This window comes from Rhodococcus sp. NPDC003383, from assembly GCF_053589115.1.
The window spans coordinates 100737-126677 of record NZ_JBSFRG010000005.1 but is presented as its reverse complement, the minus strand read 5'-3'; the positions used below and the strand labels follow the sequence as shown (position 1 = coordinate 126677).

The following is a 25941-nucleotide window of genomic DNA, read 5'->3' as shown; positions in this document are numbered from 1 at the left end:
GGTACCTAGCGTGGGAACCGTGAATTCGTTGGTGCGTGAAGGTGTACATCACGGCGTGGACCTGTCGGTCCGGTACGGTCGCGGACGCTGGTGGAACATCGCGATCGTCGTGACCACCGTGATCCTCTACGCGATCGCGTGGCCGACGCTCCAGCTCACGCACGACGTTCCGGCGCCGCTCATGCCGATCATCTCCGGGCTGGCGGTGTTCCCGTTCCTGCTGATCCGGGCGCAGCCGGCGCTGGGGTGGGCGATCTCCGCGGTCGCGGCGATGATCGTTCCGTGGGCGTTCGACCGGGTCCCGAACTACGGCTATCCCTGGCAGGTAGTCCACATTCTGGTGCTCCTCGCCCTGCTCGTCGCGGTGTGCCTGCGCGAGGAGATCCGGATCGTGCTCGTCGTCTGGCTCGCGACCGTCCTGTTGTTCTTCGTCTACCTGCCGGGCAACGACGGATGGGGCTGGGCGATCGGGCTCGCCGCGATCGCGGCGTTCGCGCTGCTCGTGCGCTGGCTGGTGCTGTCCCGGCGGCAACTGGCCCGTGAGGAGGAGATCAGCGAACTCGAACGTGCCCGTCGCGCGGCGCTCGAGGAGAAGGCGCGCATCGCCCGCGACCTGCACGACATCGTCGCCCACCACATGTCCCTAGTCGTGGTGCAGGCGCAGAGCGCCCCGTACCGGCTGCCGGACGTCTCCGACGAGGTCCGCGCCGAATTCGAATCGATCGGCGTTCACGCGCGGGAGGCGCTCAACGAGGTCCGCGGCATGCTCGGTGTGTTGCGAAGCGACGGCATGCTGCCCGAGAACGCTCCGCAGCCCGGGCTGAGCCGGGTCGACGAACTGTTCGACGCGTCCCGCCGCGCCGGGGTGCACCTCACCGCACGGATCGACGGGGACACCGGGTCGGTGTCCGACAGCGCGGGACTCGCGGTGTACCGGATCCTGCAGGAGTCGCTCGCCAACGCGGCCCGGCACGCGCCGGGCTCGGAGGTGTCCGTGCAGGTGGTGTGCGGTCCGGACCAGGTGGACCTGACCGTCCGCAACGGCGCCTCGGAGGCCGGTCGCGGGGACCGTCCCGTGGACCGGCCGGACCGCGGAGGCGGCAACGGTATCCGCGGCATGGCCGATCGGGCGGCGTCGGTCGGGGGACGGTTGTACGCGCACCCGCGACCCGACGGAGGATTCGAGGTGTCGGCGGTGCTGCCCCGCGTCCCCGCCGCCTAGGGTGGGGGTGATGACCGAGCCGCACGCACCCATCACCGTGTTCATCGCCGACGATCAGGCCATGGTCCGCCAGGGCTTCGGCGCGCTGCTCGCCGCGCAACCCGACATCAGTGTCGTCGGGGACGCCCCGGACGGGAAGGTCGCGGTGAGCGAGGTCGCGAGGTTGCGGCCCGACGTCGTGCTCATGGACGTGCGCATGCCGGAGATGAACGGCCTCGACGCTGCTCGGCACATCCTCGCCGACCGGCGCGAGCCGCGCTCGAAAGTGTTGATGCTCACCACATTCGACCTCGACGACTATGTGTACGAGGCGCTGGGGATGGGTGCGAGCGGGTTTCTGCTCAAGGACGCGCCGGCGGACGAACTCGTCCGGGCCGTACGGGTCGTCGCCGACGGGCAGGCGTTGCTGGCGCCGACGGTCACCCGCCGGCTCATCGCCGACGTGACCCGCCGGCGCGCGCCCCGTCGCAGCACCGCGCTCGACGTGCTGACCCCGCGCGAGACGGAAGTGCTCGAGCTGATCGCGCACGGCCTGTCGAACCAGGAGATCGCGCAACGGTTGTTCGTCGCCGAACAGACGGTCAAGACGCACGTCGGCAAGGTGCTCGGCAAGTTGCATCTGCGGGACCGCGCGCAGGCGGTTGTGGTGGCCTACGAGTCGGGGCTCGTCGTGCCCGGGTGACGGTCGGATCGGAACCGCGAAGGGGCCGGGCGTCCCGACCACGCCCGGCCCCTTCGTTCTCCGCGGAAGTGTTCGCGATCAGACCGTTTCGGTCTCCCGCTCCGGCGCGGGCGCGATCTCGACGGTGGCCCGCTTGGGCTGGGTGCGGACGTGGGTCGTGTAGATGGCCAGGCCGACGAAGACCAGTCCGCCCACGAGATTGCCGAGCACCGTCGGGATCTCGTTCCACACGAGGTAGTCGACGAGGGTGAAGTCGGCGCCGAGGAGCAGGCCGGACGGGAACAGGAACATGTTGACCACGGAGTGCTCGAATCCCATGTAGAAGAACAGCATGATCGGCAGCCACATGCCGAGCACCTTGCCGGTCACGTTCTTCGACATCATCGCGGCGACCACACCGGTCGAGACCATCCAGTTGCACAGCACGCCGCGCAGGAACAGCGTCGCCATGCCCGCGGCGCCGTGTTCGGCATAGCCGACGGTGCGTGACTCGCCGATGGTCATCAGCTTCTCGGCCACCTCGTTCGGCGGAATCGAATATCCGTAGGTGAGCACGAACGTGATGATCACGGCGACCATGAACGCCCCGGCGAAGTTGCCGACGAACACCAGTCCCCAGTTGCGCAGGACGCCGCCGATCGTCACGCCCGGACGGCGGTCCAGGTATGCGACCGGCGCGAGCGTGAACACCCCGGTGAGCAGGTCGAAACCGAGCAGGTAGAGCAGGCAGAAACCGACCGGGAACAGGGCCGCGCCGAGCAGGGCGTTACCCGTCTGGACGGTCACGGTGACCGCGAACGCCGCCGCGAGGGTGAGCAGCGCACCACCCATGAACGCGCGGATCAGCGTGTCGCGGGTGGACGTGAGGACTTTGCTATGGCCGGCGTCGACCATTGCGCGGGCCAGCTCGGCCGGTGGGACATAGGACACGGCAACCTCCTGTGGGATCGGAGAAAGTGTCGTGGGCCGCGGTGACCGGTGTGTTGCCTCGCCGTAAGTGCGCGTTGCGTTCCGCTCAGCGCGATCGCGGGTTCTCTGTGAGACTTTGCAGCGGGCAACGTTGCCGATCGAGATGACGCTCACGCCGCTTGCGGGCAGGATGACAGGAGCGACACGGATCCTCTGCAACGGAGGCGTACATGACGAAGGTCGGAATTCTCACCAGCGGCGGCGACTGCCCGGGACTCAATGCGGTGATCCGCGGCGCGGTCCTGAAAGGGGAGACCGTGTACGGCCAGGAGTTCGTCGGCTTCCTCGACGGATGGCGCGGACTCGTCGAGGGCGATGCGATGCCGCTCGACCGCAGTTCGGTGCGGGGCCTGTCGAACCAGGGCGGCACGATCCTCGGCACCAGCCGATTCGGGCCGTATCAGGGACCGCAGGGCGGCGCGCAGAACATCGCCCGCACCCTCGAGAAACTCGGTGTCGACGCGGTGGTGGCGATCGGCGGAGAAGGCACCGCGGCGGCGTCGAAACGACTGTTCGAGGAAGGAATCCCGATCGTCGGGGTTCCCAAGACGATCGACAACGACCTCGGCCGCACCGACTACACGTTCGGATTCGACACGGCCGTCGAGATCGCCACCGTCGCCATCGACCGCTTGCGCACCACCGGTAACTCGCACAAACGCTGCATGGTGCTCGAAGTGATGGGGCGGCACGCCGGGTGGATCGCCCTGCACTCGGGTACAGCGGGGGGCGCGCACGCGATCCTCATTCCCGAGCACCCGGAGAGCATCGACCAGATCTGCGCGTGGACGACGAGTGTGCGCGACCGCGGTCGCGCCCCGATGGTCGTCGTCGCCGAGGGCTTCACGCTGCCGGACATGACCGAGGCCCACTCGCACAAGGGTCTCGACGGATTCGATCGTCCGCGCCTCGGTGGTATCGCCGAGATCCTGGCCCCGATGATCGAGGAACGCACCGGCATCGAGACCCGTGCGACGGTGCTCGGTCACATCCAGCGCGGGGGAGTGCCCACCGCGTTCGATCGGGTCCTGGCGACCCGGCTCGGTATGGCCGTCACCGATCTCGTCGCCGACGAGGACTGGGGTCACATGGTGGCGCTGCACGGCACCCGCATCGTCCGCGTCGGGTTCGACGAGGCGCTCGCGCACCACAAGCTGGTGCCGGAGGAGCGATACCAGGAGATGCGGGTTCTGTTCGGCTGAGTGGTGGTGAGTGGGCCGGGTGGCGGCGTCTAAAATCGACCGCATGACTGCCGCCATGTCCGATGATCTGCTCGCCTACGACGACGTGCTCGCGAAGTTCGAGCCCGTGATGGGCATGGAGGTGCACGTCGAACTGCACACCGCCACCAAGATGTTCTGCGGCTGCCCGACCACGTTCGGTGCCGAGCCCAACACGCAGGTGTGCCCGGTGTGCCTGGGCCTGCCCGGATCGCTGCCCGTCGTCAACCAGGCTGCCGTCGAATCCGCCATCCGCATCGGCCTGGCGCTGAACTGCGAGATCACCCCGTGGGGCCGGTTCGCGCGCAAGAACTACTTCTACCCGGATCAGCCGAAGAACTACCAGATCTCGCAGTACGACGAGCCGATCGCGACGAACGGCTACCTCGACGTCGTGCTCGACGACGGCACCACGTGGCGGGTCGAGATCGAACGCGCCCACATGGAGGAGGACACCGGCAAGTCGCTGCACGTCGGCGGCGCGACCGGACGCATCCACGGGGCGAGCCACTCGCTGCTGGACTACAACCGTGCCGGTGTGCCGCTCGTCGAGATCGTCACCAAGCCGATCGTCGGTGCCGGTGAGCGTGCCCCCGAGGTCGCCCGCGCCTACGTCACCGCACTGCGCGATCTGCTGAAGGCCCTCGACGTGTCGGACGTGCGCATGGACCAGGGCTCGATGCGCTGCGACGCCAACCTCTCGCTCAACCCGATCGGCGCGGACGAGTTCGGTACCCGCACGGAGACCAAGAACGTGAACTCGCTCAAGTCCGTCGAGGTCGCGGTCCGCTACGAGATGCGCCGCCAGGCGGCGGTGCTCGTGGCCGGTGGCACGGTGGTCCAGGAGACCCGCCACTTCCAGGAGGCCGACGGCACGACCTCGCCCGGTCGCCGCAAGGAAACCGCAGAGGACTACCGCTACTTCCCGGAGCCGGATCTCGAGCCGGTCGCTCCGAGCGCCGAGTGGATCGAGGAACTGCGCGGCACCCTGCCGGAGCTGCCGTGGCTGCGCCGCGCCCGCATCCAGAAGGAATGGGGTGTCTCCGACGAGGAGATGCGCGACCTGGTCAACGCCGGTGCTCTCGACCTGGTGATCGCGACGACCGAGGCCGGGGCGCCCGCGTCCGAGGCCCGGTCCTGGTGGGTCGCCTACCTGACGCAGCAGGCCAACGCCCGCGAGGTGGAACTCGCGGATCTGCCGATCACCCCGGAGCAGGTCGCGAAGGTCATCGCGCTGGTCGCCGACGGCAAGCTCACCAACAAGCTCGCGCGGCAGGTCGTCGACGGTGTGCTCGCCGGCGAGGGCGAACCGGAGGAGGTCGTGGCCGCGCGCGGACTCGAGGTCGTGCGGGACGACTCGGCGCTGCAGGCCGCGGTCGACGAGGCGCTGGCCGCGAACCCCGACATCGCCGACAAGATCCGCTCCGGCAAGGTCCAGGCGGCCGGCAAGATCGTCGGCGACGTCATGAAGGCCACCCGCGGCCAGGCCGACCCGGCGCGCGTCAAGGAACTCGTCATCGCCGCGTGCAGTTGATCTTGGGCCGCTAACGTAGCGGTACATGGATGCCGCAGTCGCCCTTTCGCTGTTCTGGATCGTCGTGGCGGCTGTGGTCGCGCCGCTCGTCGCGGGAGCGGTGCCGCGTCGCCTCGTGCCGGAAGTGGTGCTGCTGCTCGTCGCGGGGGTCGTCATCGGTCCCAACGCGCTCGGCTTCGCCGAGGTCGACGGCGGGATCGAGATGCTCCGCGAACTCGGTCTGGGGCTGCTGTTCCTGCTCGCCGGCTACGAGATCGATCCCGCGGAGCTGCGCGGTCGCGGTGGTCGCCGCGCCCTGATCACGTGGTGCGTGTGCATGACACTGGCCCTGGCGACCGTCGCGGCGCTCGGCGCGGCCGGTCTCGTGAATGCCGAGGTCGCCGTCGCGATCGCGTTGACGTCGACCGCGCTGGGCACTCTGCTGCCGATCCTCGCGGACCGCGGGCTCGTCGACACCCCGCTCGGGCGGTCGGTGCTCAACCACGGAGCGGTCGGCGAGCTACTGCCCGTGATCGCGATGGCGACGCTGCTGGGCGCGCGCGGTGCGCTCGGATCCCTGCTGGTCCTCGCGGCGTTCGCGGTGGTCGCCGTGATCGTGGCACTGCTGCCGCCGCGGATCCTGCGGGAAGGATCGCAGTTCCTGGCATTCGTGCGACGCACCTCGATGACCACCGCCCAGACGTCGGTCCGGTTGACGATGCTGCTGCTCGTCGGGCTCATCACCCTCGCGGTCGTGTTCGACCTGGACGTGATCCTCGGCGCGTTCGCCGCGGGATTCATCCTGCGCCGGGCGATTCCGTCCGGCGACGTGCTGCTCGAGACGAAACTCGACGGACTTGCCTACGGGTTCCTCATCCCGATCTTCTTCGTCACCTCCGGGATGGCGATCGACGTGGGTGCCGTCGTCGAGAAACCCGGTGTGCTGATAGCGTTCCTGCTGTTGCTGATTCTGGTCCGGGGTGTGCCGGTGTTCGTGTCCGCACGCCTCGACCGCGACTCCCGCTTCGACACCGCGGAACAACTGCAGATCGCGCTGTACTCGACGACCGGGCTTCCGCTCATCGTCGCCGTCACCGGGGTCGCGGTCTCGGCGGGGGAGATGACGAACGGCAGTGCGTCGATTCTCGTTGCGGCCGGGGCGATCACGGTGCTGGTCCTTCCGATGGTCGCGGGGCTGCTCCAGCGATCCGATCGGCCGCAGTCGGTGAGTTCGCCGGACGCCGGTCGCTGAGGCTGCGAATAATCCCGAATTCACGACGTGTTTCGGAATTCGCCCACGCTGTAGCGTGAGCGAATTCGCACCCACCGCGTCGATTGTCGCCGAGAGTGGTTCTCCGGGACGCGAGACGGCGACGTCCGACGGTCTTTCCGGCTCAGTCGAATCCGCCACCGCCTGCCGGGAACTGGATGCGCACGACCCGATCGTCGTTCGGCCCCGGCTGGCCGCCGTCCTTGTTGACGGTCGAGACCCACAGCAACCCGTCGGCGCCGGCCGACGCGCCGCCCAGCCGCCCGTACCTGTCCTGCGCTGCGAGCACCGGGGCCGCGGTGACCGCGCCGGTACCCGGGTCGGTGGCGACCACCGACACCGCCTTGCCGTCGGTCAATGAGATCGCCACCGCATCGGGGCCGGCCGCGCATCCGGCGAGGCCGGGACGGTCCGGCCACGTCCACACCGGCGCGCCCGCGACGGAACCGTCCGACCCCACCCGCTGCAACCGGTCCTCGAGCGGCGTGCGGTCGGTGACCCACAGATTGCCGATCGGGTCACGGCACACGTCGCCGGCCGTTCCGATGCCGGACAGCACCACCGTCGGTGCGGGGGCAGGACCGCCCGGGGCGGGCAGCGGCACGCGCAGCAGCTTCCCGGCAAGCGACGCGGGATCTGTTGCGGCAGCAGGGTTTCCGACGTCTCCGGTGAGGACGGCCAGCTCGGTGGGGGTGACGAACTCGATGGCGCCGGCGTTACCGTTCGCGCCGCGTGGGATGCCGGTGAACACATCCTTGGGGACGTCGCCGGCGGCGATGCGCACCACCCGGTTGTCGGACGGTGTCGTGATGTACGCGTAGAGCAGCCGGTCCTCGCCGTAGCTGGGGGACAGGGTCAGGTCGAGGAGGCCTCCGTCGCCCGAGCCGTCCACCGGGATCGTTGCGATCTCGACGGGTTCGGTGCCGGGGGCGACCTGCAGGATCCGTCCGGTGCGCCGCTCGGCCACGAACGCGGAACTGCCGTCCGGCACGGTGACGAGCCCACCGGTGGTGTCGAGGCACGTGGCGACGACCGCGGGATCCGGATCCACACACGGGCCGGGAGGCACCGCAGGGACGGACGGTGTCGTCGACGTGGTCGGTGACTGCTCGAGCGGGCCGATGTCGGCACCGCCGTCGAACGACGGCTCCGGTGTGAACGGGGTCGTGGCCGCATCGTCGAACCGGGCACACGACGTGACCGTGGCGAACAGGCCGAGTGCCAGCACCAATGTCGGCAGTCGCCGCGAACCCCTCAACCGCGCACCCCTCGTCATGCCGCAAACGTTACCGGCACGCCGAGCGTCTCCTCGGTTCCCGGGTGCTCCCCGCCGCGCGACCTAGGCTGGACCACGTGAGCGACAAGGCGAAAGACCCAGTCCCGGAGCCGGCGCCGTACGACAATCCGACGCTCGAGCTGAACCGTCCACGTTCGTCGATGCTCGAATCCGACGACGACCTCGACCTGGATCAAAGGTCGTTCGAATCCCGCTCCGCCGGGGCGTTCGACGGCCCCACCGACCCGATCCATCGGCCGGAGATGCCGGTCGCGCCGGGATCGTACGAGGAGCCGGAACCGGTTGCCGCTGTGCCCCCGAAGGTACGGCGCGGCACCCTCGACCTCGGTTTGCTGATCCTGAGGCTGGCCGTCGGCGGCATCATGATCGTGCACGGGCTGCAGAAACTCACCGGATGGTGGGACGGACCCGGACTCGACGGATTCGAAGCGCTCGTCGAGGGCGCCGGCTACCGGTACTCGGAGATCCTCGCGATCGTCGGTGCGATCGGGGAGGTCGCGGCGGGGACCCTGCTGGTCCTGGGCCTGCTGACACCGCTCGCAGCGGCCGCCGTGGTCGCGATCATGATCAACGCGGTGCTGTTCAAACACCACCTCGAACCGGGCCTGCAGTACTTCGCGGCGGAGCAATCCGGTGTGGAGTTCGAGCTACTGCTCGGGGCGGCGGCGGTGGCGATCGTGCTGACCGGTCCCGGCCGGATCGCCGTCGACGGAGCACGTGGCTGGGCGACGCGCCCGTTCATCGGATCGTTCGTGGCACTGCTGCTCGGCGTCGCCGGCGGCGTGTGCCTCTGGCTTTTCGTGCGCTGACGCGCTCGTGCGCGGTTTCGGTAGCCGGAGCTACCGAAACCGCGCACGAGTACGAGCTACGGGAGCTGGCGGACGGCACCCTTGTCGGCGGAGGTCGCGAGCGCCGCGTAGGCGCGCAGGGCCTTCGACACGACACGGTCACGGGCGACCGGCTGCCACGGGTTCTCCGAGGCCTCCATCTTCGCGCGGCGCTCGGCGAGCACCTCGTCGTCGACGAGCACCTCGAGGGTGCGGGTCGCGACGTCGATGCGGATGCGGTCACCGTTCTCGACGAGACCGATCACACCGCCGGACGCGGCCTCGGGGGAGACGTGCCCGATGGACAGGCCCGACGTGCCACCGGAGAAGCGGCCGTCGGTGATCAGCGCGCACACCTTGCCGAGGCCCACGCCCTTGAGGAAGGACGTCGGGTGCAGCATCTCCTGCATGCCGGGACCACCCGCGGGGCCCTCGTAGCGCACGACCACGACATCGCCCGGCTTCACCTTCTTGCCGAGGATGACCGAGACGGCCTCCTCCTGCGACTCGACCACCAGGGCCGGTCCCTCGAAGCTGAACAGGTCCTCGTCGATACCGGCGGTCTTGAGGATCGCGCCGTCGACGGCAAGGTTGCCGCGCAGCACGCACAGGCCACCCTCGACCGTGTAGGCGTGCTCGATGTCACGGATGCAGCCACCGGCGGCGTCGGTGTCCAGCGACGCCCAGCGGTTGTCGGTCGAGAACGGCTCGGTGGTGCGAACCCCGCCGGGGGCGGCGTGGAACAGTTCGAGCGCCTCCTCGGTGGCCTTGCCGGACCGGATGTCCCACTCGTCGAGCCACTGGTCGAAACTCGCCGTGTGCACGGTGTGGACGTCCGTCTCGAGCAGGCCGCCGCGGCGGAGTTCACCGAGCAGCGCGGGGATTCCGCCCGCGCGGTGCACGTCCTCCATGTGGTAGTCGGAGTTCGGTGACACCTTCGACAGGCACGGAACCTTGCGGCTGATCGCGTCGATGGTCTCGAGGTCGAAGTCGACCTCGCCTTCCTGCGCGGCGGCGAGGGTGTGCAGCACGGTGTTCGTCGAACCGCCCATCGCGACGTCGAGTGCCATCGCGTTGCGGAACGCCGCCGGGGTGGCGATGTTGCGGGGCAGCACCGACTCGTCCTCGTCGCGGTAGTAACGCAGCGCCGCCTCGACGATCGTGGTGCCGGCCTTCTCGAACAGCGCGCGGCGGGCGGCGTGGGTGGCGAGGGTCGACCCGTTGCCCGGCAGCGCCAGGCCCAGCGCCTCGGTGAGGCAGTTCATCGAGTTCGCGGTGAACATGCCCGAGCACGAACCGCACGTCGGGCAGGCGCTGCGCTCGACCTCGTCGAGGCCCTCGTCGCTCACCGACTCGCTCGCGGACGCGGAGATCGCGGTGATCAGGTCGGTGGGGGCGTGGGCGACACCGTCGACGACGACCGCCTTGCCCGCTTCCATCGGACCGCCGGAGACGAAGATCGTCGGAATGTTCAGGCGCATGGCCGCATTGAGCATGCCCGGGGTGATCTTGTCGCAGTTGGAGATACACACCAGCGCATCGGCGGTGTGGGCGTTCACCATGTATTCGACCGAGTCGGCGATGATTTCGCGGCTCGGGAGCGAGTACAGCATGCCGCCGTGGCCCATCGCGATGCCGTCGTCGACGGCGATGGTGTGGAACTCGCGGGCGACGCCACCGGCGGCCCGGACCGCGTCGGCGACGATCTCGCCGACGTCCTTGAGGTGGACGTGTCCGGGCACGAACTGCGTGTAGGAGTTGGCGATCGCGACGATCGGCTTGCCGAAATCGGAGTCGGTCAGACCGGTGGCGCGCCACAGGGAGCGGGCACCGGCGGCGTTGCGTCCGACGGTGGTGGTGCGTGACCTCAACGGGGGCATGTGCAGGTTTCCTTCACAGGGCGGGTGGCTGCGCCTTCGGCTGTCGGGCCGGCTGCCGGGCTGCGGCAGGGGCCGGGGTGCAGCGGTGTCGAATTTACCGTTGTGCTATTTCGATGCGTCATCCGACTCGGCGGCCGGGTCTTCCTCGGCTTCACGCTCCGCGGCCTCGGCGCGGGCGGCGTCGGCCGCGGCATACGGATCGGTGATGCGTCCGCCACTGGCCTCGGCGAGCTCGGGGAGCCGGCCGAACGTGACGACGGGAAGCGGAACCTCGGATCCGTCGGTGAGGGTCGCGCGCGCCCAGCCGCGCTTGGGGAAGCGGATTCCCGCGAGTGCGCCCCACCCGATGCGGGTCGTCGAGAACGTGGCGCGGGCAGTGATGCCGTCGGGTCCGACGACGGTGCGTACGCGCAGGATCCACGCGAGCACGAGAAACGGGATCACCAGCATCCAGGAGAACGCCGCGGGCCAGGCCATCGCGGGCGAGGCCACCGCAAGGAGCAGGATGCCGCACGCGAGCAGCGACAATCGGGAAATCCGAATGACGCGCGTCGCCGATTCCGGCGTGTGGGATGATGAACGCGGTGGCACGGGCTGCTGGGAGGATGACACCTCACCATCTTCGCATTGCAGCCGAGGCATCTCACATTCTGGGACAGACGACCGAACCAAGTTGACTGTCTGCTTCGCGCGCGCCTACCGTCTAGCGCGTGAATAAGAATGGGTTGCTCGTAATCGGCCGGCGCGTCGTCGCCTGAGCCGCATACCGCAACTCGCCCACGACGCGCCACCCTCGTACAGCAGATGCTGACGAGGGTTTTTTGTTGCCCGGAGCCAGAATCAGAGGAATTCGCAGTGAGCGCACCAACCGCACGGCCTCAACCCTCGCCGCGAAAGCCGGGGTCCACCCCGACTACCGCAGCCGCCGCAGCGCAGCCCGGAACTCGCCGCCAGGTCGCGCCCGAGCGGGTCACCGGAGCCCAGTCGGTCGTCCGAGCCCTCGAGGAGCTCGAGGTCGACACGGTCTTCGGCATCCCCGGTGGTGCGATCCTTCCCGTCTACGATCCGCTGTTCGATTCCAAGCGGGTCCGTCACGTCCTCGTTCGTCATGAGCAGGGCGGCGGTCACGCCGCAACCGGATATGCGCAGGCCACCGGCAAGGTCGGTGTGTGCATGGCCACCTCCGGCCCCGGCGCCACCAACCTCGTGACCCCGCTCGCCGACGCCCAGATGGACTCCGTCCCGATCGTCGCGATCACGGGCCAGGTCGGCCGCGGTCTCATCGGCACCGACGCCTTCCAGGAAGCGGACATCTCCGGCATCACCATGCCGGTGACCAAGCACAACTTCCTCGTCACCGACGGCGCCGACATCCCGCGCATCCTCGCCGAGGCCTTCTACATCGCCGCGTCCGGCCGCCCCGGCGCCGTCCTCGTCGACATCCCCAAGGACATCCTGCAGGCGCAGACCACCTTCAGCTGGCCGCCGGAGATGCACCTGCCCGGCTACCGCCCGGTGACCAAGCCGCACGGCAAGCAGGTCCGCGAGGCCGCGCGCCTGATCGCCGAGGCGAAGAACCCGGTGCTGTACGTCGGCGGCGGCGTCATCAAGGCCGACGCGTCCGCCGAGCTGCTCGAGCTCGCCGAACTGACCGGCATCCCCGTCGTCACCACCCTGATGGCGCGCGGCGCATTCCCGGACACCCACCGCCTCAACTGCGGCATGCCCGGTATGCACGGCACCGTCGCGGCGGTCGCGGCTCTGCAGAAGAGCGACCTGCTCGTCACGCTCGGCGCCCGCTTCGACGACCGCGTGACCGGTCAGCTCGACTCGTTCGCGCCGGACGCGAAGGTCATCCACGCCGACATCGACCCCGCCGAGATCGGCAAGAACCGGCACGCGGACGTCCCGATCGTCGGCGACTGCCGCGAGGTCCTCGTCGAACTCGTCGAGGCGATCCGTGCGGATCTGGCCACCGGCACCAAGCTCGACTACGCGCAGTGGTGGGAATACCTCGACGACATCCGTCGCACCTACCCGCTGAGCTACGACCGTCCCGCCGACGGTTCCCTGTCGCCGCAGTACGTCATCCAGGCCGTCGGCAAGCTCGCCGGTCCGGACGCCATCTACTGCGCCGGCGTCGGCCAGCACCAGATGTGGGCTGCGCAGTTCGTCGACTACGAGAAGCCGCGCACGTGGCTGAACTCCGGTGGTCTCGGCACCATGGGCTACGCCGTGCCGGCCGCCCTCGGCGCCAAGATGGGCAAGCCCGAGGCCGAGGTGTGGGCGATCGACGGTGACGGCTGCTTCCAGATGACCAACCAGGAACTCGCGACCTGCGCCGTCGAGGGTGTGCCGATCAAGGTCGCGCTCATCAACAACGGCAATCTCGGCATGGTCCGTCAGTGGCAGACGCTGTTCTACGACCAGCGCTACTCGAACACCGAGCTCGGTACCCACGGTGAGGTCCGGATCCCGGACTTCGTCAAGCTCGCCGAGGCCCTCGGCTGCGTCGGCATCCGGGTCGAGCGCGAAGAGGACGTCGAGCCCGCCATCCGCCAGGCCCAGGCCATCAACGACCGCCCGGTCGTCATCGACTTCATCGTCGGTAAGGACGCCCAGGTGTGGCCGATGGTCGCCGCCGGCACCAGCAATGACGAAATCATGGCGGCGCGGGGCATCCGCCCGCTGTTCGACGACGACGAGGCCGCCGCCGAGCCCGCCGTCATCCACGAGGCCATGAACCGCGAGCAGGCCGCCACCGATTCCGCAGCAGGAGAGGATCGTCAGTGAGCACGAGTCACACCCTCAGCGTTCTCGTCGAGGACAAGCCGGGCGTGCTGGCCCGTGTCGCGGCCCTGTTCTCGCGGCGCGGATTCAACATCGAATCCCTCGCCGTCGGGGGAACCGAGGTGCCCGACATCTCCCGCATGACGATCGTCGTGACCGTCGACGAGTTCCCGCTCGAACAGGTCACCAAGCAGCTCAACAAGCTGGTCAACGTCATCAAGATCGTCGAGCAGGAGGGCGAGGCGTCGGTGGCGCGCGAGCTCGTGCTCATCAAGGTCCGTGCGGACGCCAGCGTCCGCACCCAGGTCATCGAGACGGTGAACCTGTTCCGCGCCAAGGTGATCGACGTCTCTCCGGAGTCGCTGACCATCGAGGCCACCGGCACCCGCTCGAAGCTCGACGCGCTTCTGCGGATGCTCGAGCCGTACGGCATCCGCGAGATCGTGCAGTCCGGTGTCGTCGCCGTCGGACGTGGTCCCAAGTCGATCACGGCCACCCGTTAGCCTGAACACACCCCAATTGCTGAAAGAGGTAGGAACTGTGGCAGTCGAGCTTTTCTACGACGACAACGCCGATCTGTCGATCATCCAGGGCCGCAAGGTCGCGGTGATCGGCTACGGCAGCCAGGGGCACGCGCATTCGCTGAGCCTGCGTGACTCGGGCGTCGAGGTGCGCATCGGTCTCAAGGAAGGCTCGAAGTCGCGGGCCAAGGCCGAAGAAGCCGGCCTCACCGTCGGAACCCCCGCCGAGGTTTCGGAGTGGGCCGACGTGATCATGCTGCTCGCCCCCGACACGGCGCAGGCGTCGATCTTCAAGAACGACATCGAGCCGAACCTGAAGGACGGCGACGCGCTGTTCTTCGGCCACGGCCTGAACATCCACTTCGGCCTGATCAAGGCTCCGGAGTTCGTCACCGTCGGCATGGTCGCCCCCAAGGGCCCCGGCCACCTGGTGCGTCGTCAGTTCGTCGACGGCAAGGGCGTGCCCGCGCTCATCGCCATCCACCAGGACCCGAAGGGCGAGGGCGAGGCTCTGGCCCTGTCCTACGCGAAGGGCATCGGCGGCACCCGCGCCGGCGTCATCAAGACCACCTTCAAGGAAGAGACCGAGACCGACCTGTTCGGTGAGCAGGCCGTCCTCTGCGGTGGCACCGAGGAGCTCGTCAAGACCGGCTTCGACGTCCTCGTCGAGGCGGGCTACGCCCCGGAGATGGCGTACTTCGAGTGCCTGCACGAGCTCAAGCTCATCGTCGACCTCATGTACGAGGGTGGCATCGCGCGCATGAACTACTCGGTGTCCGACACCGCCGAGTTCGGTGGCTACCTCTCCGGCCCGCGCGTCATCGACGCCGGCACCAAGGAGCGCATGAAGGACATCCTCAAGGACATCCAGGACGGCACCTTCGTCAAGCGTCTCGTCGCCAACGTCGAGAACGGCAACAAGGAGCTCGAGGGCCTGCGCAAGCAGAACGCCGAGCACGGCATCGAGGTCGTCGGCAAGCAGCTGCGCGACCTGATGAGCTGGGTCGATCGCCCGATCACCGAGACCGCATAAGCAGTTTCGTCCTCTGCCGGCCCGGCACCCGACTTCGGGTGCCGGGCCGGCGGCGTTCGTGGCGGATACGCCGGTGTGTTCGGTGGATAATGTGCCGATGTCCTGGAGCCTGGGCCTCGATCGACTGCCGGGGGTCGTCACGGTCCGCACCTACCGTCGCGAGTGGTTGCGCCCGGACGTCACCGCCGGCCTCGCGCTGATCGGGCTGCTGATCCCGGCGGGCATGGGGTACGCGACCGCGGCGGGGCTGCCCGCGTACACGGGGCTCTACGCGACGATCGTGCCGCTGCTCGCGTACGCGATCGTCGGGCCGTCCCGGGTGCTCGTGCTCGGCCCCGACTCGGCTCTGGCCCCGTTGATCGCGGCGGCCGTGCTCCCGCTCGCCGCTGCCTCCGGTGATCCGCAGCGGGCAGTCGCACTGGCCGGTGTGCTCGCCGTGCTCGTGGGGACCGTCCTGCTCGTCGCGGGGTTCCTGCGTCTGGGTTTCGTCACCGATCTGCTGTCCAAGCCGATCCGGATCGGATACCTCAACGGCATCGCGCTCGTCGTCGTGATCGGACAGTTGCCCACGCTGCTCGGCATCGACGTCGATGCGGACGACGTACTCGGCCGGATCGGCACCGTCGCCGGGGAAGCGGTCACCGGAGGCATCGACCTGCTCGCCACCGCCGTGGGCGTCGGCTCGCTGGCCGTCATGGTGACGTGCCGGATGCTGCGGATCCGGATACCCGGGGTGCTCGTTGCGGTTGTCGGCGCGATCGCGCTGTCCGCCGTGCTCGGTCTCGGCGACGACATCGCAATGGTCGGTGCGCTGCCCCGCGGCCTGCCCGCCCCGTCCTTCGGCGGGGTGGGGTGGAACGACGTGGTCACCATGCTCGGTCCCGCCGTCGCGATCGCCCTCATCGCCTTCGCCGACACCGCGGTGCTGTCCCGGACGTTCGCCGCCCGGCGCGGCGCCGACGTGGACGGCAGCGCGGAGATGCGGGCGATGGGCGTGGCCAACATCGCCGGCGGATTGTTCGGCGGATTCCCGATCTCCGCAAGTTCTTCCCGGACACCGGTGGCGGAGCAGAACGGTGCGCGGACCCAGCTCGTGGGCGTCGTCGGCGCCCTCGGTGTGCTCGCGTTCGTGCTGCTCGTGCCCGGTCTGACGGCGTACCTGCCGCAGGCCGCGCTCGCCGCGGTCGTGCTGGTCGCGGCGGCGGCGCTCATCGACGTGCGGGGTCTGGTCACGATGTGGCGGATGAGCCGCGTCGAGGCCGGTCTCGCCGTCGCGGCGTTCCTCGGAGTCGCGCTCGTCGGGGTGCTCGAAGGCATCCTGGTCGCTATCGGGCTGTCCCTGCTGACGGTCGTGGTCCGAGCGTGGCAGCCCTATCGCACGGAACTGGTGGAACTGGACGGGGTTCCGGGCCTCCACGACATCACCCGGCATCCCGAGGGGCATCGGATTCCGGGACTGGTGATCGCGCGGTTCGACGCCCCGCTGTTCTTCGCCAACGGTGATCTCCTCGACCGCCACGTGCGGGAACTGGTGGCGCACGCGCCGACGCCCGTCGAGTGGGTGGTGATCGCCGCCGAACCGATCACCGGCCTCGACACCACCGCCGTCGACGAACTCGTCGACCTGGACCGCTATCTGGCGAGCAAGGGAATCCGGTTGGCGTTCGCGGCGATGAAAGGCCCCATCAAGGACAAACTGGTGCAGTTCGGGGTGGGGGATCGGTTCGACGCGACACACTTTCACCCGACCGTGCGCGCGGCGGTCACCGCGTTCCGGGAACAGCGACGCGCGGTCGGCGAACCGGACAGTACTGATCGGTGAAACATCCAGCGCGAGAACAACACTCGACCGAGAGTTCGTGAATCATGCACCGGGCGAGCGATTTCTCGTGAAATCGGATTCGGGCATACGAGACGAACTCGAGGGCTCCCGCCGACCCGGCGTAATCGAAATCACCTCCGACGTGCGCCGGGGGTCGCATCACACCGATCGAGGCGTGTCGTACCACCTGGTAGGACAACCCCGGGTCGCGCACCCACGCGGAGGTGGGGGGTTCTAAACTCGACGCTGTCACGGCTGTGCCGCGTGCCGAGAAGGGTGTGCGCGCCGTCGACGCCCGCAGACAATCAACTACAGGGAGTTCGCACGTGAGCCAGAATGGCCGTCCCGTTGTCCTGATCGCCGACAAGCTCGCGCAATCGACCGTCGATGCGCTCGGCGACGGTGTCGAGGTGCGCTGGGTCGACGGCCCGGACCGCCCCGCGCTTCTCGCGGCTGTGCCCGACGCCGACGCCCTGCTCGTCCGTTCCGCCACCACCGTCGACGCCGAGGTGCTCGCCGCCGCGACGAAGCTCAAGATCGTCGGCCGCGCCGGTGTCGGCCTGGACAACGTGGACATCCCCGCCGCCACCGAGCGTGGCGTCATGGTCGTGAACGCGCCGACCTCGAACATCCACTCGGCCGCCGAGCACGCCGTCTCGCTGCTGCTGTCGACCGCGCGTCAGATCCCGGCCGCCGACCGCACCCTGCGTGAGAAGACCTGGAAGCGCTCGAGCTTCAACGGCACCGAGATCCTCGGCAAGACCGTCGGTGTCGTCGGCCTGGGCCGCATCGGCCAGCTCTTCGCGCAGCGCCTCGCCGCCTTCGAGACCACGGTCATCGCGTACGACCCCTACCTGCCCGCCGCGCGCGCCGCGCAGCTCGGCATCGAGCTGGTCGACATCGACGAGCTCGTCGAGCGCGCCGACTTCATCTCGGTGCACCTGCCCAAGACGAAAGAAACCGCCGGCCTGATCAACGCCGAGCGTCTGGCCCGGGCCAAGGACGGCGTCATCATCGTCAACGCCGCCCGCGGTGGCCTGATCGACGAGGCCGCGCTCCACGACGCGCTCGTCTCCGGCAAGGTTCGCGGCGCCGGCCTCGACGTGTTCAGCACCGAGCCGTGCACCGACTCGCCGCTGTTCGAGCTGGACAACGTCGTGGTGACCCCGCACCTGGGTGCCTCCACCGCCGAGGCGCAGGACCGCGCCGGCACCGACGTCGCCAAGAGCGTGCTGCTGGCCCTGGCCGGCGAGTTCGTGCCGGACGCCGTCAACGTCTCCGGCGGCCCGGTCGGCGAAGAGGTCGCACCGTGGCTCGAACTCGTCCGCAAGCTCGGCCTGCTCGCCGGCACGCTCTCGTCGGAGGCCGTGCAGAACGTGCAGGTCGTCGTCAGCGGTGAGCTCTCCGCCGAGAACGTCGACATCCTCGGGCTCGCGGCTCTGCGCGGTCTGTTCTCCGCCAGCAGCGACGAGGCCGTCACCTTCGTCAACGCTCCGCAGCTCGCCGAGCAGCGCGGCGTGAGCGTCGAGGTCGACAAGCACAGCGAGGCGCAGACGCACCGCAGCGCCGTCGAGGTGCGTGCCGTGGCCGCCGACGGCTCCGTCACCGCGGTCGCGGGTGCGCTGACCGGCCTGCAGCAGGTCGAGAAGATCGTCAACATCAACGGCCGCAGCTTCGACCTGCGCGCCGAGGGCCACAACATCATCGTGCACTACGAGGACCGTCCGGGCGTGCTCGGCATCCTCGGCACGATCCTCGGCAACGCGTCCATCGACATCCAGGCCGCTGCGCTGAGCCAGGACGTCGAGGGGTCGGGTGCCACCGTGATCCTGCGCGTGGACCGTGTGGTCGGCGACGCCGAGGTCGCCCAGATCGTCGAGAAGCTCGACGCCCGCGTCGCGCAGGTCGATCTGTCCTGATCCATCCCGTGCTTCACCCCCCGGTGGCCGCGACCGTCTGCACGGTCGCGGCCACCGTCGCACAAGGAAGTGAGTAGAGCCCATGAAGCTTGCGGTCATCCCCGGTGACGGCATCGGTATCGAGGTCACGGCCGAAGCACTGAAGGTGCTGCGGAAGCTCGTGCCCGACCTCGAGACCACCGAATACGACCTCGGTGCTCGCCGGTACAACGCCACCGGTGAACTCCTGCCGGAGGCGGACCTCGCCGCCATCCGCGAACACGACGCGATCCTGCTCGGCGCGATCGGCGACCCGTCGGTCACCCCCGGCATCCTGGAGCGTGGACTGCTGCTGAACATGCGGTTCGCTCTCGACCACCACGTGAACCTGCGTCCGTCGCGGCTGTACCCGGGAACGGCGTCGCCGCTCGCCGGTAACCCGGAGATGGATTTCGTCGTGGTTCGCGAAGGCACCGAAGGCCCGTACACCGGCAACGGTGGCGCCATCCGCGTCGGCACCCCGCACGAGATCGCCACCGAGGTGTCGATCAACACGTGGTTCGGCGCCGAGCGCGTCGTGCGCTACGCGTTCGAGCTGGCGCAGAGCCGCCGCAAGCACCTGACGCTCATCCACAAGACGAACGTGCTCTCCAACGCCGGGGCCATCTGGACCCGCGCGGTCGAGACGGTCGGCGCCGAGTACCCGGAGGTCGAGACGGCGTATTGCCACATCGACGCCGCGACGATCTACATGGTCACCGATCCCGGCCGGTTCGACGTCATCGTCACCGACAACCTGTTCGGCGACATCATCACCGACCTGGCCGGTGCGGTCACCGGTGGCATCGGCCTGGCCGCCAGCGGCAACATCGACGCCTCCGGCACCAACCCGTCGATGTTCGAACCGGTGCACGGCAGCGCCCCGGACATCGCCGGCAAGGGAATCGCAGACCCGACCGCGGCGATCCTGTCGGCGGCCCTGCTGCTGCGTCACCTCGGTCGTGAGGACGACGCGGCCCGCATCGAAGCGGCCGTCGAGGCGGATCTCGCCGCACGCGGCACCGGCCCCATCGTGACCGGCGAGGTCGGCGATCGGATCGCGGCAGCGCTCTGAGACAGCGTTTTCCGGCAGTGCTCGGAGAAAGGGTCCCTCCGGCGGGCGGCCGCCGGAGGGACCCTTGTTCGTTCCGTGGGAACGGCGGCTATTCGTCCCGTGGGACGAGGGGCACGGCCGCGAGCGGTGCGATCGCTGCGATCGCGAAGGCGATCGGGAATCCCACGGCGCCGATCAACGCTCCGAAGGCGGGACCGACAGCCGCGCCGGTGACGAACTGCCCGGTGTTCTGGATGCCCAGTGCACGACCACCCCAGAACGGCCCGCCCAGCTCGGCGACCGCGGTGAACGCCAGTCCGTTCGGTGCAACGGTCGTCACCGACGCCACCAGCAGCATCACGACCGCGGTGGGGGAGGCGAACCAGGCGGTGGCGGCCAGCGCCGCCATCGATACGACGACGGAGATCGAAACGATCCGCAGCGGTCCCATCCGGCTGCCGGTCCGGTCCGACCACACGCCCACGATCACACGACCGATCGCGCCGAGGAATTGGGATGCGGTGATAACCAGTCCGGCGCTCGTCTCGGTCCAGTCCAGGTCGGTGACCAGCCACACGAGTGCAAAGGTCCACACCATCTGCTGGGGGACCACCAGCAGGATCGACGTGCCGTGGATGCGCGCCAGTGTCCGCGAGCCGCGATATGGATTGTCCAGCAAGCCGTTGTCGGCTGCGGTGTCCCGATCCGGCCGCGGCGGGTCGATGATTCCGACCGCGCACGCGATCGCTCCCACGCCGCACATGATCGCGGGAAATGCCAGCGCCCAACCGATTCCGTGATCGCGGGCGAGTGGGGGCATCATCATGGCGGCCAACGCGATTCCGAGCGGAACGGACATCTGCCGGATGCCCATCGCCAGACCCCGCTGTGCCTGCGGGAACCAGCCGACGACGACGCGCCCGCTGGCGGCGTTGGCGCTGGCCGCGCCCGCTCCCGCGGCCGCGAGCAGAACCGCCAGTGCGCCAGGGGCTGTGGTCGTCGCGGCGGCAGCCGTCGCCGCGGAGGCGATGCCGAGACCCGCGGCGAGGGCGTTCCGCTCACCGAAGCGATCGGCGATCGCCCCCCATGCGACGAGTGTGAGTACCCCTCCGAGAATCGGTGCGCCGGCCAGGGTTCCGGCCTGCGCGAGGTCCAGGCCGTGCTCGGTGTGGAGGGTGGGGATGAGGAAGGCCGTGCCGTTGACGACGGTGGCCTGCACGGTCTGTGCCAGCACTCCCAGGGCCAGGATCAGCCACCGTTTCCGGCCGATGTCGGCGACAACTTCCATCATGTCTCACTATCTGGGAACATATCTCGAAGTATGAAACAATGAACAAACGGTACACCCGGATCGACGGGGGCGCCGGGTGAGCGTGGGCGCACCGATAGACTGCGCGTCATGCGCCTTGGTCGAATTGCCAGCCCCGACGGTGTCGCCTTCGTCAGCATCGAAGGCGAATCCGATTCCGCGATCGCGAAAGAGATTGCCGAGCACCCTTTCGGGACGCCCACGTTCACCGGCCGTAGCTGGCCGCTCGCCGACGTCCGCCTGCTCGCGCCGATCCTCGCGAGCAAGGTCGTCGCCGTCGGACGCAACTATGCCGCGCACGCCGCGGAATTCGGCAACGAGGTGCCCGAGGAGCCGGTGATCTTCCTCAAGCCGAACACCTCGATCATCGGCCCCGGCGCCCCGATCGTCATCCCGCGCAACACCTCGCTCGTGCACCACGAGGCGGAACTCGCCGTCGTCATCGGCCGGCCGTGCAAGGACGTGCCCGCCGCGAAGGCGCTCGACGTCGTGCTCGGATACACCATCGCCAACGACGTGTCCGCCCGCGACCACCAGAAGCAGGACGGCCAGTGGGCACGCGCCAAGGGGCACGACACGTTCTGCCCGCTCGGTCCGTGGATCGAGACGAACCTCGACGCCTCCGACCTCGAGATCTCCGCCGAGGTCGACGGGCGGGAGCGTCAGCGCAGCCGAACCTCGTTGCTGATCCACGACATTCCGAAGCTCATCGAGTGGGTTTCCGCCGTGATGACGCTGCTCCCGGGTGACGTCATCCTCACCGGAACCCCCGAGGGTGTCGGCCCCATCGAGCCGGGCAACACCGTGTCGGTGACGATCGAGAAGATCGGTACCCTCACCAATCCGGTCGTCGCGAAGGGCGAGTGACAACCGCACTTCGCTTCTGCCGCCGCGGCGGGGAGGACTAGCCTGGTAGGGACTTTTCATCCCTCTACCAGAGTGAGCCATGACCAGCAGCGAAGTACGCGTTCGATTCTGCCCGTCCCCGACCGGAACCCCGCACGTGGGCCTGGTGCGCACCGCCCTGTTCAACTGGGCGTTCGCGCGCCACCACGGCGGCACCTTCGTGTTCCGCATCGAAGACACCGACGCAGCCCGCGACACCGAGGAGTCGTACCAGGCGATCCTCGACGCCCTGCGCTGGCTCGGCCTGCAGTGGGACGAGGGACCGGAGGTCGGCGGGCCGTACGAGCCGTACCGGCAGTCCCAGCGACGGGATCTGCACCTCGACATCGTCGCCAAGCTCGTCGAGGCCGGTGAGGCCTACGAGTCGTTCTCGACTCCCGAGGAGGTCGAGGAGCGGCACAAGGCTGCCGGCCGCGACCCCAAGCTCGGCTACGACAACTTCGATCGCGACCTGAGGCCCGAGCAGCGGCAGGCCTACCTCGACGAGGGACGCAAGCCGGTGGTGCGGTTGCGCATGCCGGATCACGACCTCACGTGGAACGACCTCGTGCGCGGTGAAACCACGTTCAAGGCGGGTGTGGTCCCGGACTTCGCGCTGACCCGCGGCAACGGCATCCCGCTGTACACGCTCGTCAACCCCGTCGACGACGCGCTGATGCGCATCACCCACGTGCTGCGCGGCGAGGACCTGCTCTCGTCGACGCCGCGGCAGCTCGCCCTGTACGAGGCGCTGCAGCGGATCGGTGTGGCCGATTTCACGCCGGAGTTCGGGCATCTGCCGTTCGTGATGGGACAGGGCAACAAGAAGCTGTCCAAGCGTGACCCCGAGTCGAACCTGTTCCTGCACCGCGACCGCGGGTTCATCCCCGAGGGTCTGCTGAACTACCTCGCGCTGCTCGGCTGGGGCCTGGCCGAGGACCGCGACGTGTTCTCGCTCGACGAGATGGTCGCCGCGTTCGACATCTCGAAGGTCAACTCGAACCCCGCTCGCTTCGACCAGAAGAAGGCCGACGCGATCAACGCCGAGCACATCCGCCTGCTCGAGCCCGCGGACTTCGCGGCGCGGTTGAAGGCCTTCCTGATCGAGCACGGCTACATCACGGCCGACGTCGACGACGCGCGGTTCTCCGCGGCCGCCGAACTCGTCCAGACCCGCATCGTCGTGTTGTCCGACGCCTGGGACCTGCTGAAGTTCCTGTTCGTCCCGGAGTCGGAGTTCACGGTGGACGAGGCGTCCGCCGCCAAGAATCTCGGTGCCGACGCCGCGCCCGTACTCGACGCGACCATCACCGCGCTCGACGGTGTGGGGGAGTGGACGACCGCCAACCTCGAGGAGGCGCTCAAGGCCGCTCTCATCGAGGAGCTGGGCCTCAAGCCGCGCAAGGCGTTCGCTCCGGTGCGTGTCGCCGTCTCCGGATCGCACATCAGCCCGCCGCTGTACGAGTCGATGGAACTGCTCGGCCGGGACGTGACCCTGGCGCGCCTGAGCTCCGCCCGCGCGGGCATCGCCTGACCATCTCGCCGGTACCGGCTCGGCCCGCCACCCTCCACCCGGAAGGTGGCGGGCCGAGTCGTCTGCGGGGGATCGTTCCGCACGGCTCCGAGGGGCAATTCATGCTCTTGACCAGGCGATTTGTAGTTCGTGGTGGGGTTGGTGCTAATCTTTCTCTCGGTTCGGAACGGAGGCCACAGACGCCCGCAGGGCAGGCCGAAGGAACAAACCAATGGGGTATGGTGTAATTGGCAACACAGCTGATTCTGGTTCAGCCATTCTAGGTTCGAGTCCTGGTACCCCAGCTGAGATGCGGTGGTTTGCCCACAGCGTCTCGGCCAGCTAAGCTGGCTGAGCTTCCTCCGGGAAGCAACCAGAGAAGAAGTTCTCAGGCCCCCGTCGTCTAGCGGCCTAGGACGCCGCCCTCTCACGGCGGTAGCGTGGGTTCGAATCCCATCGGGGGTACCATGAACTGCCCATCGATCCCCGGATCGATGGGTGTTCTTCTCTGAAGAAATGAAGATGGTCCAGGCCCCCGTCGTCTAGCGGCCTAGGACGCCGCCCTCTCACGGCGGTAGCGTGGGTTCGAATCCCATCGGGGGTACAGCGAAGGCCCTCCGAGCATTGCTCGGAGGGCCTTCCTCGTTGTCGGTACCGGCTATCCGCTCTTGCGCCGGAATTCGCGGTGATGATCGGCGGTTGCATGCGGACCGTGCGCCTTCGAATCCGCGTCGAGATGGGCGGTGCCCCGGCCCGTGCGGCTGTTCTTGCGCTCGAGCGCCGCCCGGAATTGCTCCTTGATCCGGTCCTTGGACGTGTCGCTCATGACATCTCCCTCCGGTCGGCCGGTCTGGATGCGAACGAATCTATCGCGGCGCGGGAGCCCTGTCGCCCGATTTTCGAGTGCCTACAGGTACCGGGCCGTCGTGCCACCGATGGGCATCGCCGGCATGCCGAGCTTGCGGTGATCCCACGAGCGGACACGGTCCGGCACCACACGCACCGCGACGCGCTTGTGCATCATCCGCTCGACGGCGGGGAGCATCTCGTCGGTGTACGGACCGGTGTAGCGCTCCCAGACGTTGCGGCACACCGCGAAGAGGGTGTCGTGGTCGTCGGTGATCTCGGCGTGGCCTTCGATCGACACGCCCCGCAACTGGTCGTAGGTGTCGCCGGCCTCGACGAGCACGGTGATGCGGTTGTCGCGCCGCAGGTTCACCGTCTTCTGGGACTTGGCCTTGGTTTCGAACCAGATCTCACCGTCGATCAGCGCGTACCACATCGCGATGAGATGCGGTGTGCCCGACGGCCCGAGCGTCGCCATGTTGGCGACACGGCTGCGGTCGAGGAAGTCCTGGACTTCGTCGTCCGTCATGGTGATCTGTGCGCGTTGTTTGATGCCCATGGGACAGCACTGTGTCATGCGTCATGCCCGGCTGTCACCACCGGTGCGGCTGTCGTCTCAGCGATCACAGATCCGGGGGAATCCTTCAGAGCCGCTTGTGGAGTGCTTCCGCGGCGGCGAGGAGATCGGACGCCCAGCGGGCGCCGGGCTTGCGGCCCATGCGGTCGATGGGGCCGGACACGGAGACCGCCGCGACGACCGTCCCGGCCGCGTCGCGCACGGGTGCAGCCACCGAGGCGACGCCCGGTTCGCGTTCGGCGGCGCTCTGCGCCCACCCGCGGCGACGGACCTCCGCGAGGACGCGTTCACCGAACGCCGCGTCCGGCAGGATCGCCCGCTGGGTGGCGGCATCCGCCCATGCGAGCAGAACTTTCGCGCCCGACCCGGCGGTCATCGGCAGCCGAGCGCCGACGAGGACGGTGTCGCGCAGGCCCGTCGGGGGCTCGAGGGCGGCGACGCACACGCGCTGGGTGCCCTCCCTCCGGTACAGCTGCACGCTCTCGCCGGTGATCTCGCGCAACCGGGGCAGGATGAGGGAGGCGGCCTCCACGAGCGGATCGCCGGCGCCGGCGGACAGTTCGGCCAGGCCCGGTCCGGGACGCCACTGGCCGTCGCTGTCCCGGGTGAGCAACCGGTGGATCTCGAGGCCGACGGCCAGCCGGTGCGCGGTCGCGCGCGGCAGGCCCGTGCGGGAGCACAGTTCGTTGAGGTTGCACGGCTGCTCGGCCACCGCGTGCAGCACGGACATCGCTTTGTCCAACACTCCGATGCCGCTATGCTGTCTCATAGGTC

At 68.8% G+C, this 25941-nt stretch carries 22 protein-coding genes and 3 tRNA genes; 17 read left to right on the top strand and 8 right to left on the bottom strand.

All coding sequences use genetic code 11. From position 1 onward, the window contains the following. Positions 1–10 precede the first annotated feature (10 nt). Both ACWDTS_RS06770 and ACWDTS_RS06765 read left to right on the top strand, forming a co-directional pair. Positions 11–1222, top strand: coding sequence for a sensor histidine kinase (locus tag ACWDTS_RS06770; RefSeq protein ID WP_450108016.1), 1212 nt, complete (start codon positions 11–13; stop codon positions 1220–1222). Between the two features lie 10 nt (positions 1223–1232). Next, on the top strand, positions 1233–1904 hold the full coding sequence (locus ACWDTS_RS06765; RefSeq protein ID WP_248673337.1) for a response regulator: 672 nt from the start codon (positions 1233–1235) through the stop codon (positions 1902–1904). Positions 1905–1982: 78 nt separating this feature from the next. On the opposite strand, the gene ACWDTS_RS06760 is transcribed toward ACWDTS_RS06765, so the two are convergent. After that, positions 1983–2834 carry a formate/nitrite transporter family protein gene (locus tag ACWDTS_RS06760; protein ID WP_197257360.1) on the bottom strand — a complete coding sequence of 284 codons (852 nt, stop codon included), beginning with the start codon at positions 2832–2834 and terminating at the stop codon, positions 1983–1985. 209 nt (positions 2835–3043) lie between these two features. Here ACWDTS_RS06760 and ACWDTS_RS06755 point away from each other — a divergent pair, with 209 nt between their 5' ends. From ACWDTS_RS06755 to ACWDTS_RS06745, 3 genes are read left to right on the top strand one after another with little or no spacing between them, the layout of a single operon-like run. Continuing rightward, a complete protein-coding gene (locus tag ACWDTS_RS06755) occupies positions 3044–4075 on the top strand; it encodes a 6-phosphofructokinase (protein WP_197257358.1) in 1032 nt (343 codons plus the stop codon). A gap of 43 nt (positions 4076–4118) precedes the next feature. Next, positions 4119–5627, top strand: coding sequence for an Asp-tRNA(Asn)/Glu-tRNA(Gln) amidotransferase subunit GatB (gatB, locus tag ACWDTS_RS06750; RefSeq protein ID WP_450108017.1), 1509 nt, complete (start codon positions 4119–4121; stop codon positions 5625–5627). A 25-nt stretch (positions 5628–5652) separates the two neighbouring features. Next, entirely contained in the window at positions 5653–6858 is a 1206-nt protein-coding gene (locus ACWDTS_RS06745; protein ID WP_450108018.1) for a cation:proton antiporter, read from the top strand. 142 nt (positions 6859–7000) lie between these two features. Here ACWDTS_RS06745 and ACWDTS_RS06740 read toward each other — a convergent pair whose 3' ends face one another. Beyond that, a complete protein-coding gene (locus ACWDTS_RS06740; protein WP_450108019.1) occupies positions 7001–8152 on the bottom strand; it encodes a PQQ-dependent sugar dehydrogenase in 1152 nt (383 codons plus the stop codon). Positions 8153–8229: 77 nt separating this feature from the next. Between ACWDTS_RS06740 and ACWDTS_RS06735 the strand changes: the two genes are divergently transcribed. Beyond that, positions 8230–8982 carry a DoxX family protein gene (locus ACWDTS_RS06735; protein ID WP_450108020.1) on the top strand — a complete coding sequence of 251 codons (753 nt, stop codon included), beginning with the start codon at positions 8230–8232 and terminating at the stop codon, positions 8980–8982. 56 nt (positions 8983–9038) lie between these two features. On the opposite strand, the gene ilvD is transcribed toward ACWDTS_RS06735, so the two are convergent. Both ilvD and ACWDTS_RS06725 read right to left on the bottom strand, forming a co-directional pair. Beyond that, positions 9039–10880 carry a dihydroxy-acid dehydratase gene (gene ilvD / locus ACWDTS_RS06730; RefSeq protein ID WP_450108021.1) on the bottom strand — a complete coding sequence of 614 codons (1842 nt, stop codon included), beginning with the start codon at positions 10878–10880 and terminating at the stop codon, positions 9039–9041. 105 nt (positions 10881–10985) lie between these two features. Beyond that, entirely contained in the window at positions 10986–11471 is a 486-nt protein-coding gene (locus ACWDTS_RS06725) for a PH domain-containing protein (RefSeq protein WP_450108142.1), read from the bottom strand. A 264-nt stretch (positions 11472–11735) separates the two neighbouring features. Here ACWDTS_RS06725 and ACWDTS_RS06720 point away from each other — a divergent pair, with 264 nt between their 5' ends. The 6 genes from ACWDTS_RS06720 to ACWDTS_RS06695 all read left to right on the top strand — a co-directional run bounded on the left by ACWDTS_RS06720 (position 11736) and on the right by ACWDTS_RS06695 (position 20058). Then, the gene (locus tag ACWDTS_RS06720) at positions 11736–13673 is read left to right on the top strand and encodes an acetolactate synthase large subunit (protein WP_197257350.1); all 1938 of its coding nucleotides are present in this window, start codon (positions 11736–11738) and stop codon (positions 13671–13673) included. Continuing rightward, positions 13670–14173 carry an acetolactate synthase small subunit gene (gene ilvN / locus ACWDTS_RS06715; protein WP_197257348.1) on the top strand — a complete coding sequence of 168 codons (504 nt, stop codon included), beginning with the start codon at positions 13670–13672 and terminating at the stop codon, positions 14171–14173. Before ACWDTS_RS06720 ends, ilvN begins: the two co-directional genes overlap by 4 nt. 37 nt (positions 14174–14210) lie before the next feature. Continuing rightward, the gene (gene ilvC, locus ACWDTS_RS06710) at positions 14211–15224 is read left to right on the top strand and encodes a ketol-acid reductoisomerase (protein WP_197257346.1); all 1014 of its coding nucleotides are present in this window, start codon (positions 14211–14213) and stop codon (positions 15222–15224) included. 97 nt (positions 15225–15321) lie between these two features. Then, on the top strand, positions 15322–17046 hold the full coding sequence (locus ACWDTS_RS06705; protein ID WP_450117852.1) for a SulP family inorganic anion transporter: 1725 nt from the start codon (positions 15322–15324) through the stop codon (positions 17044–17046). 326 nt (positions 17047–17372) lie between these two features. Beyond that, the gene (gene serA, locus ACWDTS_RS06700) at positions 17373–18965 is read left to right on the top strand and encodes a phosphoglycerate dehydrogenase (protein WP_450117851.1); all 1593 of its coding nucleotides are present in this window, start codon (positions 17373–17375) and stop codon (positions 18963–18965) included. Positions 18966–19047: 82 nt separating this feature from the next. Then, complete coding sequence (locus ACWDTS_RS06695) at positions 19048–20058, top strand: 3-isopropylmalate dehydrogenase (protein WP_197257344.1); 1011 nt, start codon at positions 19048–19050, stop codon at positions 20056–20058. An 88-nt stretch (positions 20059–20146) separates the two neighbouring features. Here ACWDTS_RS06695 and ACWDTS_RS06690 read toward each other — a convergent pair whose 3' ends face one another. Then, positions 20147–21328, bottom strand: a complete 1182-nt coding sequence (locus ACWDTS_RS06690) for an MFS transporter (RefSeq protein ID WP_450108023.1) — start codon at positions 21326–21328, stop codon at positions 20147–20149. Between the two features lie 108 nt (positions 21329–21436). On the opposite strand from ACWDTS_RS06690, the gene ACWDTS_RS06685 reads away from it, so the two are divergent. The 5 genes from ACWDTS_RS06685 (at position 21437) to ACWDTS_RS06665 (ending at position 24348) form a co-directional block, all read left to right on the top strand. After that, positions 21437–22213 (top strand): fumarylacetoacetate hydrolase family protein, encoded by a 777-nt coding sequence (locus ACWDTS_RS06685; protein WP_197257342.1) that lies wholly within the window; start codon positions 21437–21439, stop codon positions 22211–22213. 79 nt (positions 22214–22292) lie between these two features. After that, positions 22293–23765 (top strand): glutamate--tRNA ligase, encoded by a 1473-nt coding sequence (gene gltX, locus ACWDTS_RS06680; protein ID WP_450108025.1) that lies wholly within the window; start codon positions 22293–22295, stop codon positions 23763–23765. A gap of 212 nt (positions 23766–23977) precedes the next feature. Next, a tRNA-Gln gene (locus ACWDTS_RS06675) sits at positions 23978–24049 on the top strand. An 87-nt stretch (positions 24050–24136) separates the two neighbouring features. Continuing rightward, a tRNA-Glu gene (locus ACWDTS_RS06670) sits at positions 24137–24212 on the top strand. Positions 24213–24275: 63 nt separating this feature from the next. Next, a tRNA-Glu gene (locus ACWDTS_RS06665) sits at positions 24276–24348 on the top strand. A gap of 54 nt (positions 24349–24402) precedes the next feature. On the opposite strand, the gene ACWDTS_RS06660 is transcribed toward ACWDTS_RS06665, so the two are convergent. From ACWDTS_RS06660 to ACWDTS_RS06650, 3 genes are all read right to left on the bottom strand, one after another. Next, positions 24403–24570 (bottom strand): DUF5302 domain-containing protein, encoded by a 168-nt coding sequence (locus ACWDTS_RS06660; protein ID WP_450108026.1) that lies wholly within the window; start codon positions 24568–24570, stop codon positions 24403–24405. A gap of 81 nt (positions 24571–24651) precedes the next feature. Beyond that, entirely contained in the window at positions 24652–25149 is a 498-nt protein-coding gene (locus ACWDTS_RS06655) for a pyridoxamine 5'-phosphate oxidase family protein (RefSeq protein WP_450108027.1), read from the bottom strand. Positions 25150–25234: 85 nt separating this feature from the next. Further along, positions 25235–25936 (bottom strand): IclR family transcriptional regulator, encoded by a 702-nt coding sequence (locus ACWDTS_RS06650; RefSeq protein WP_420751584.1) that lies wholly within the window; start codon positions 25934–25936, stop codon positions 25235–25237. Positions 25937–25941 lie beyond the last annotated feature (5 nt).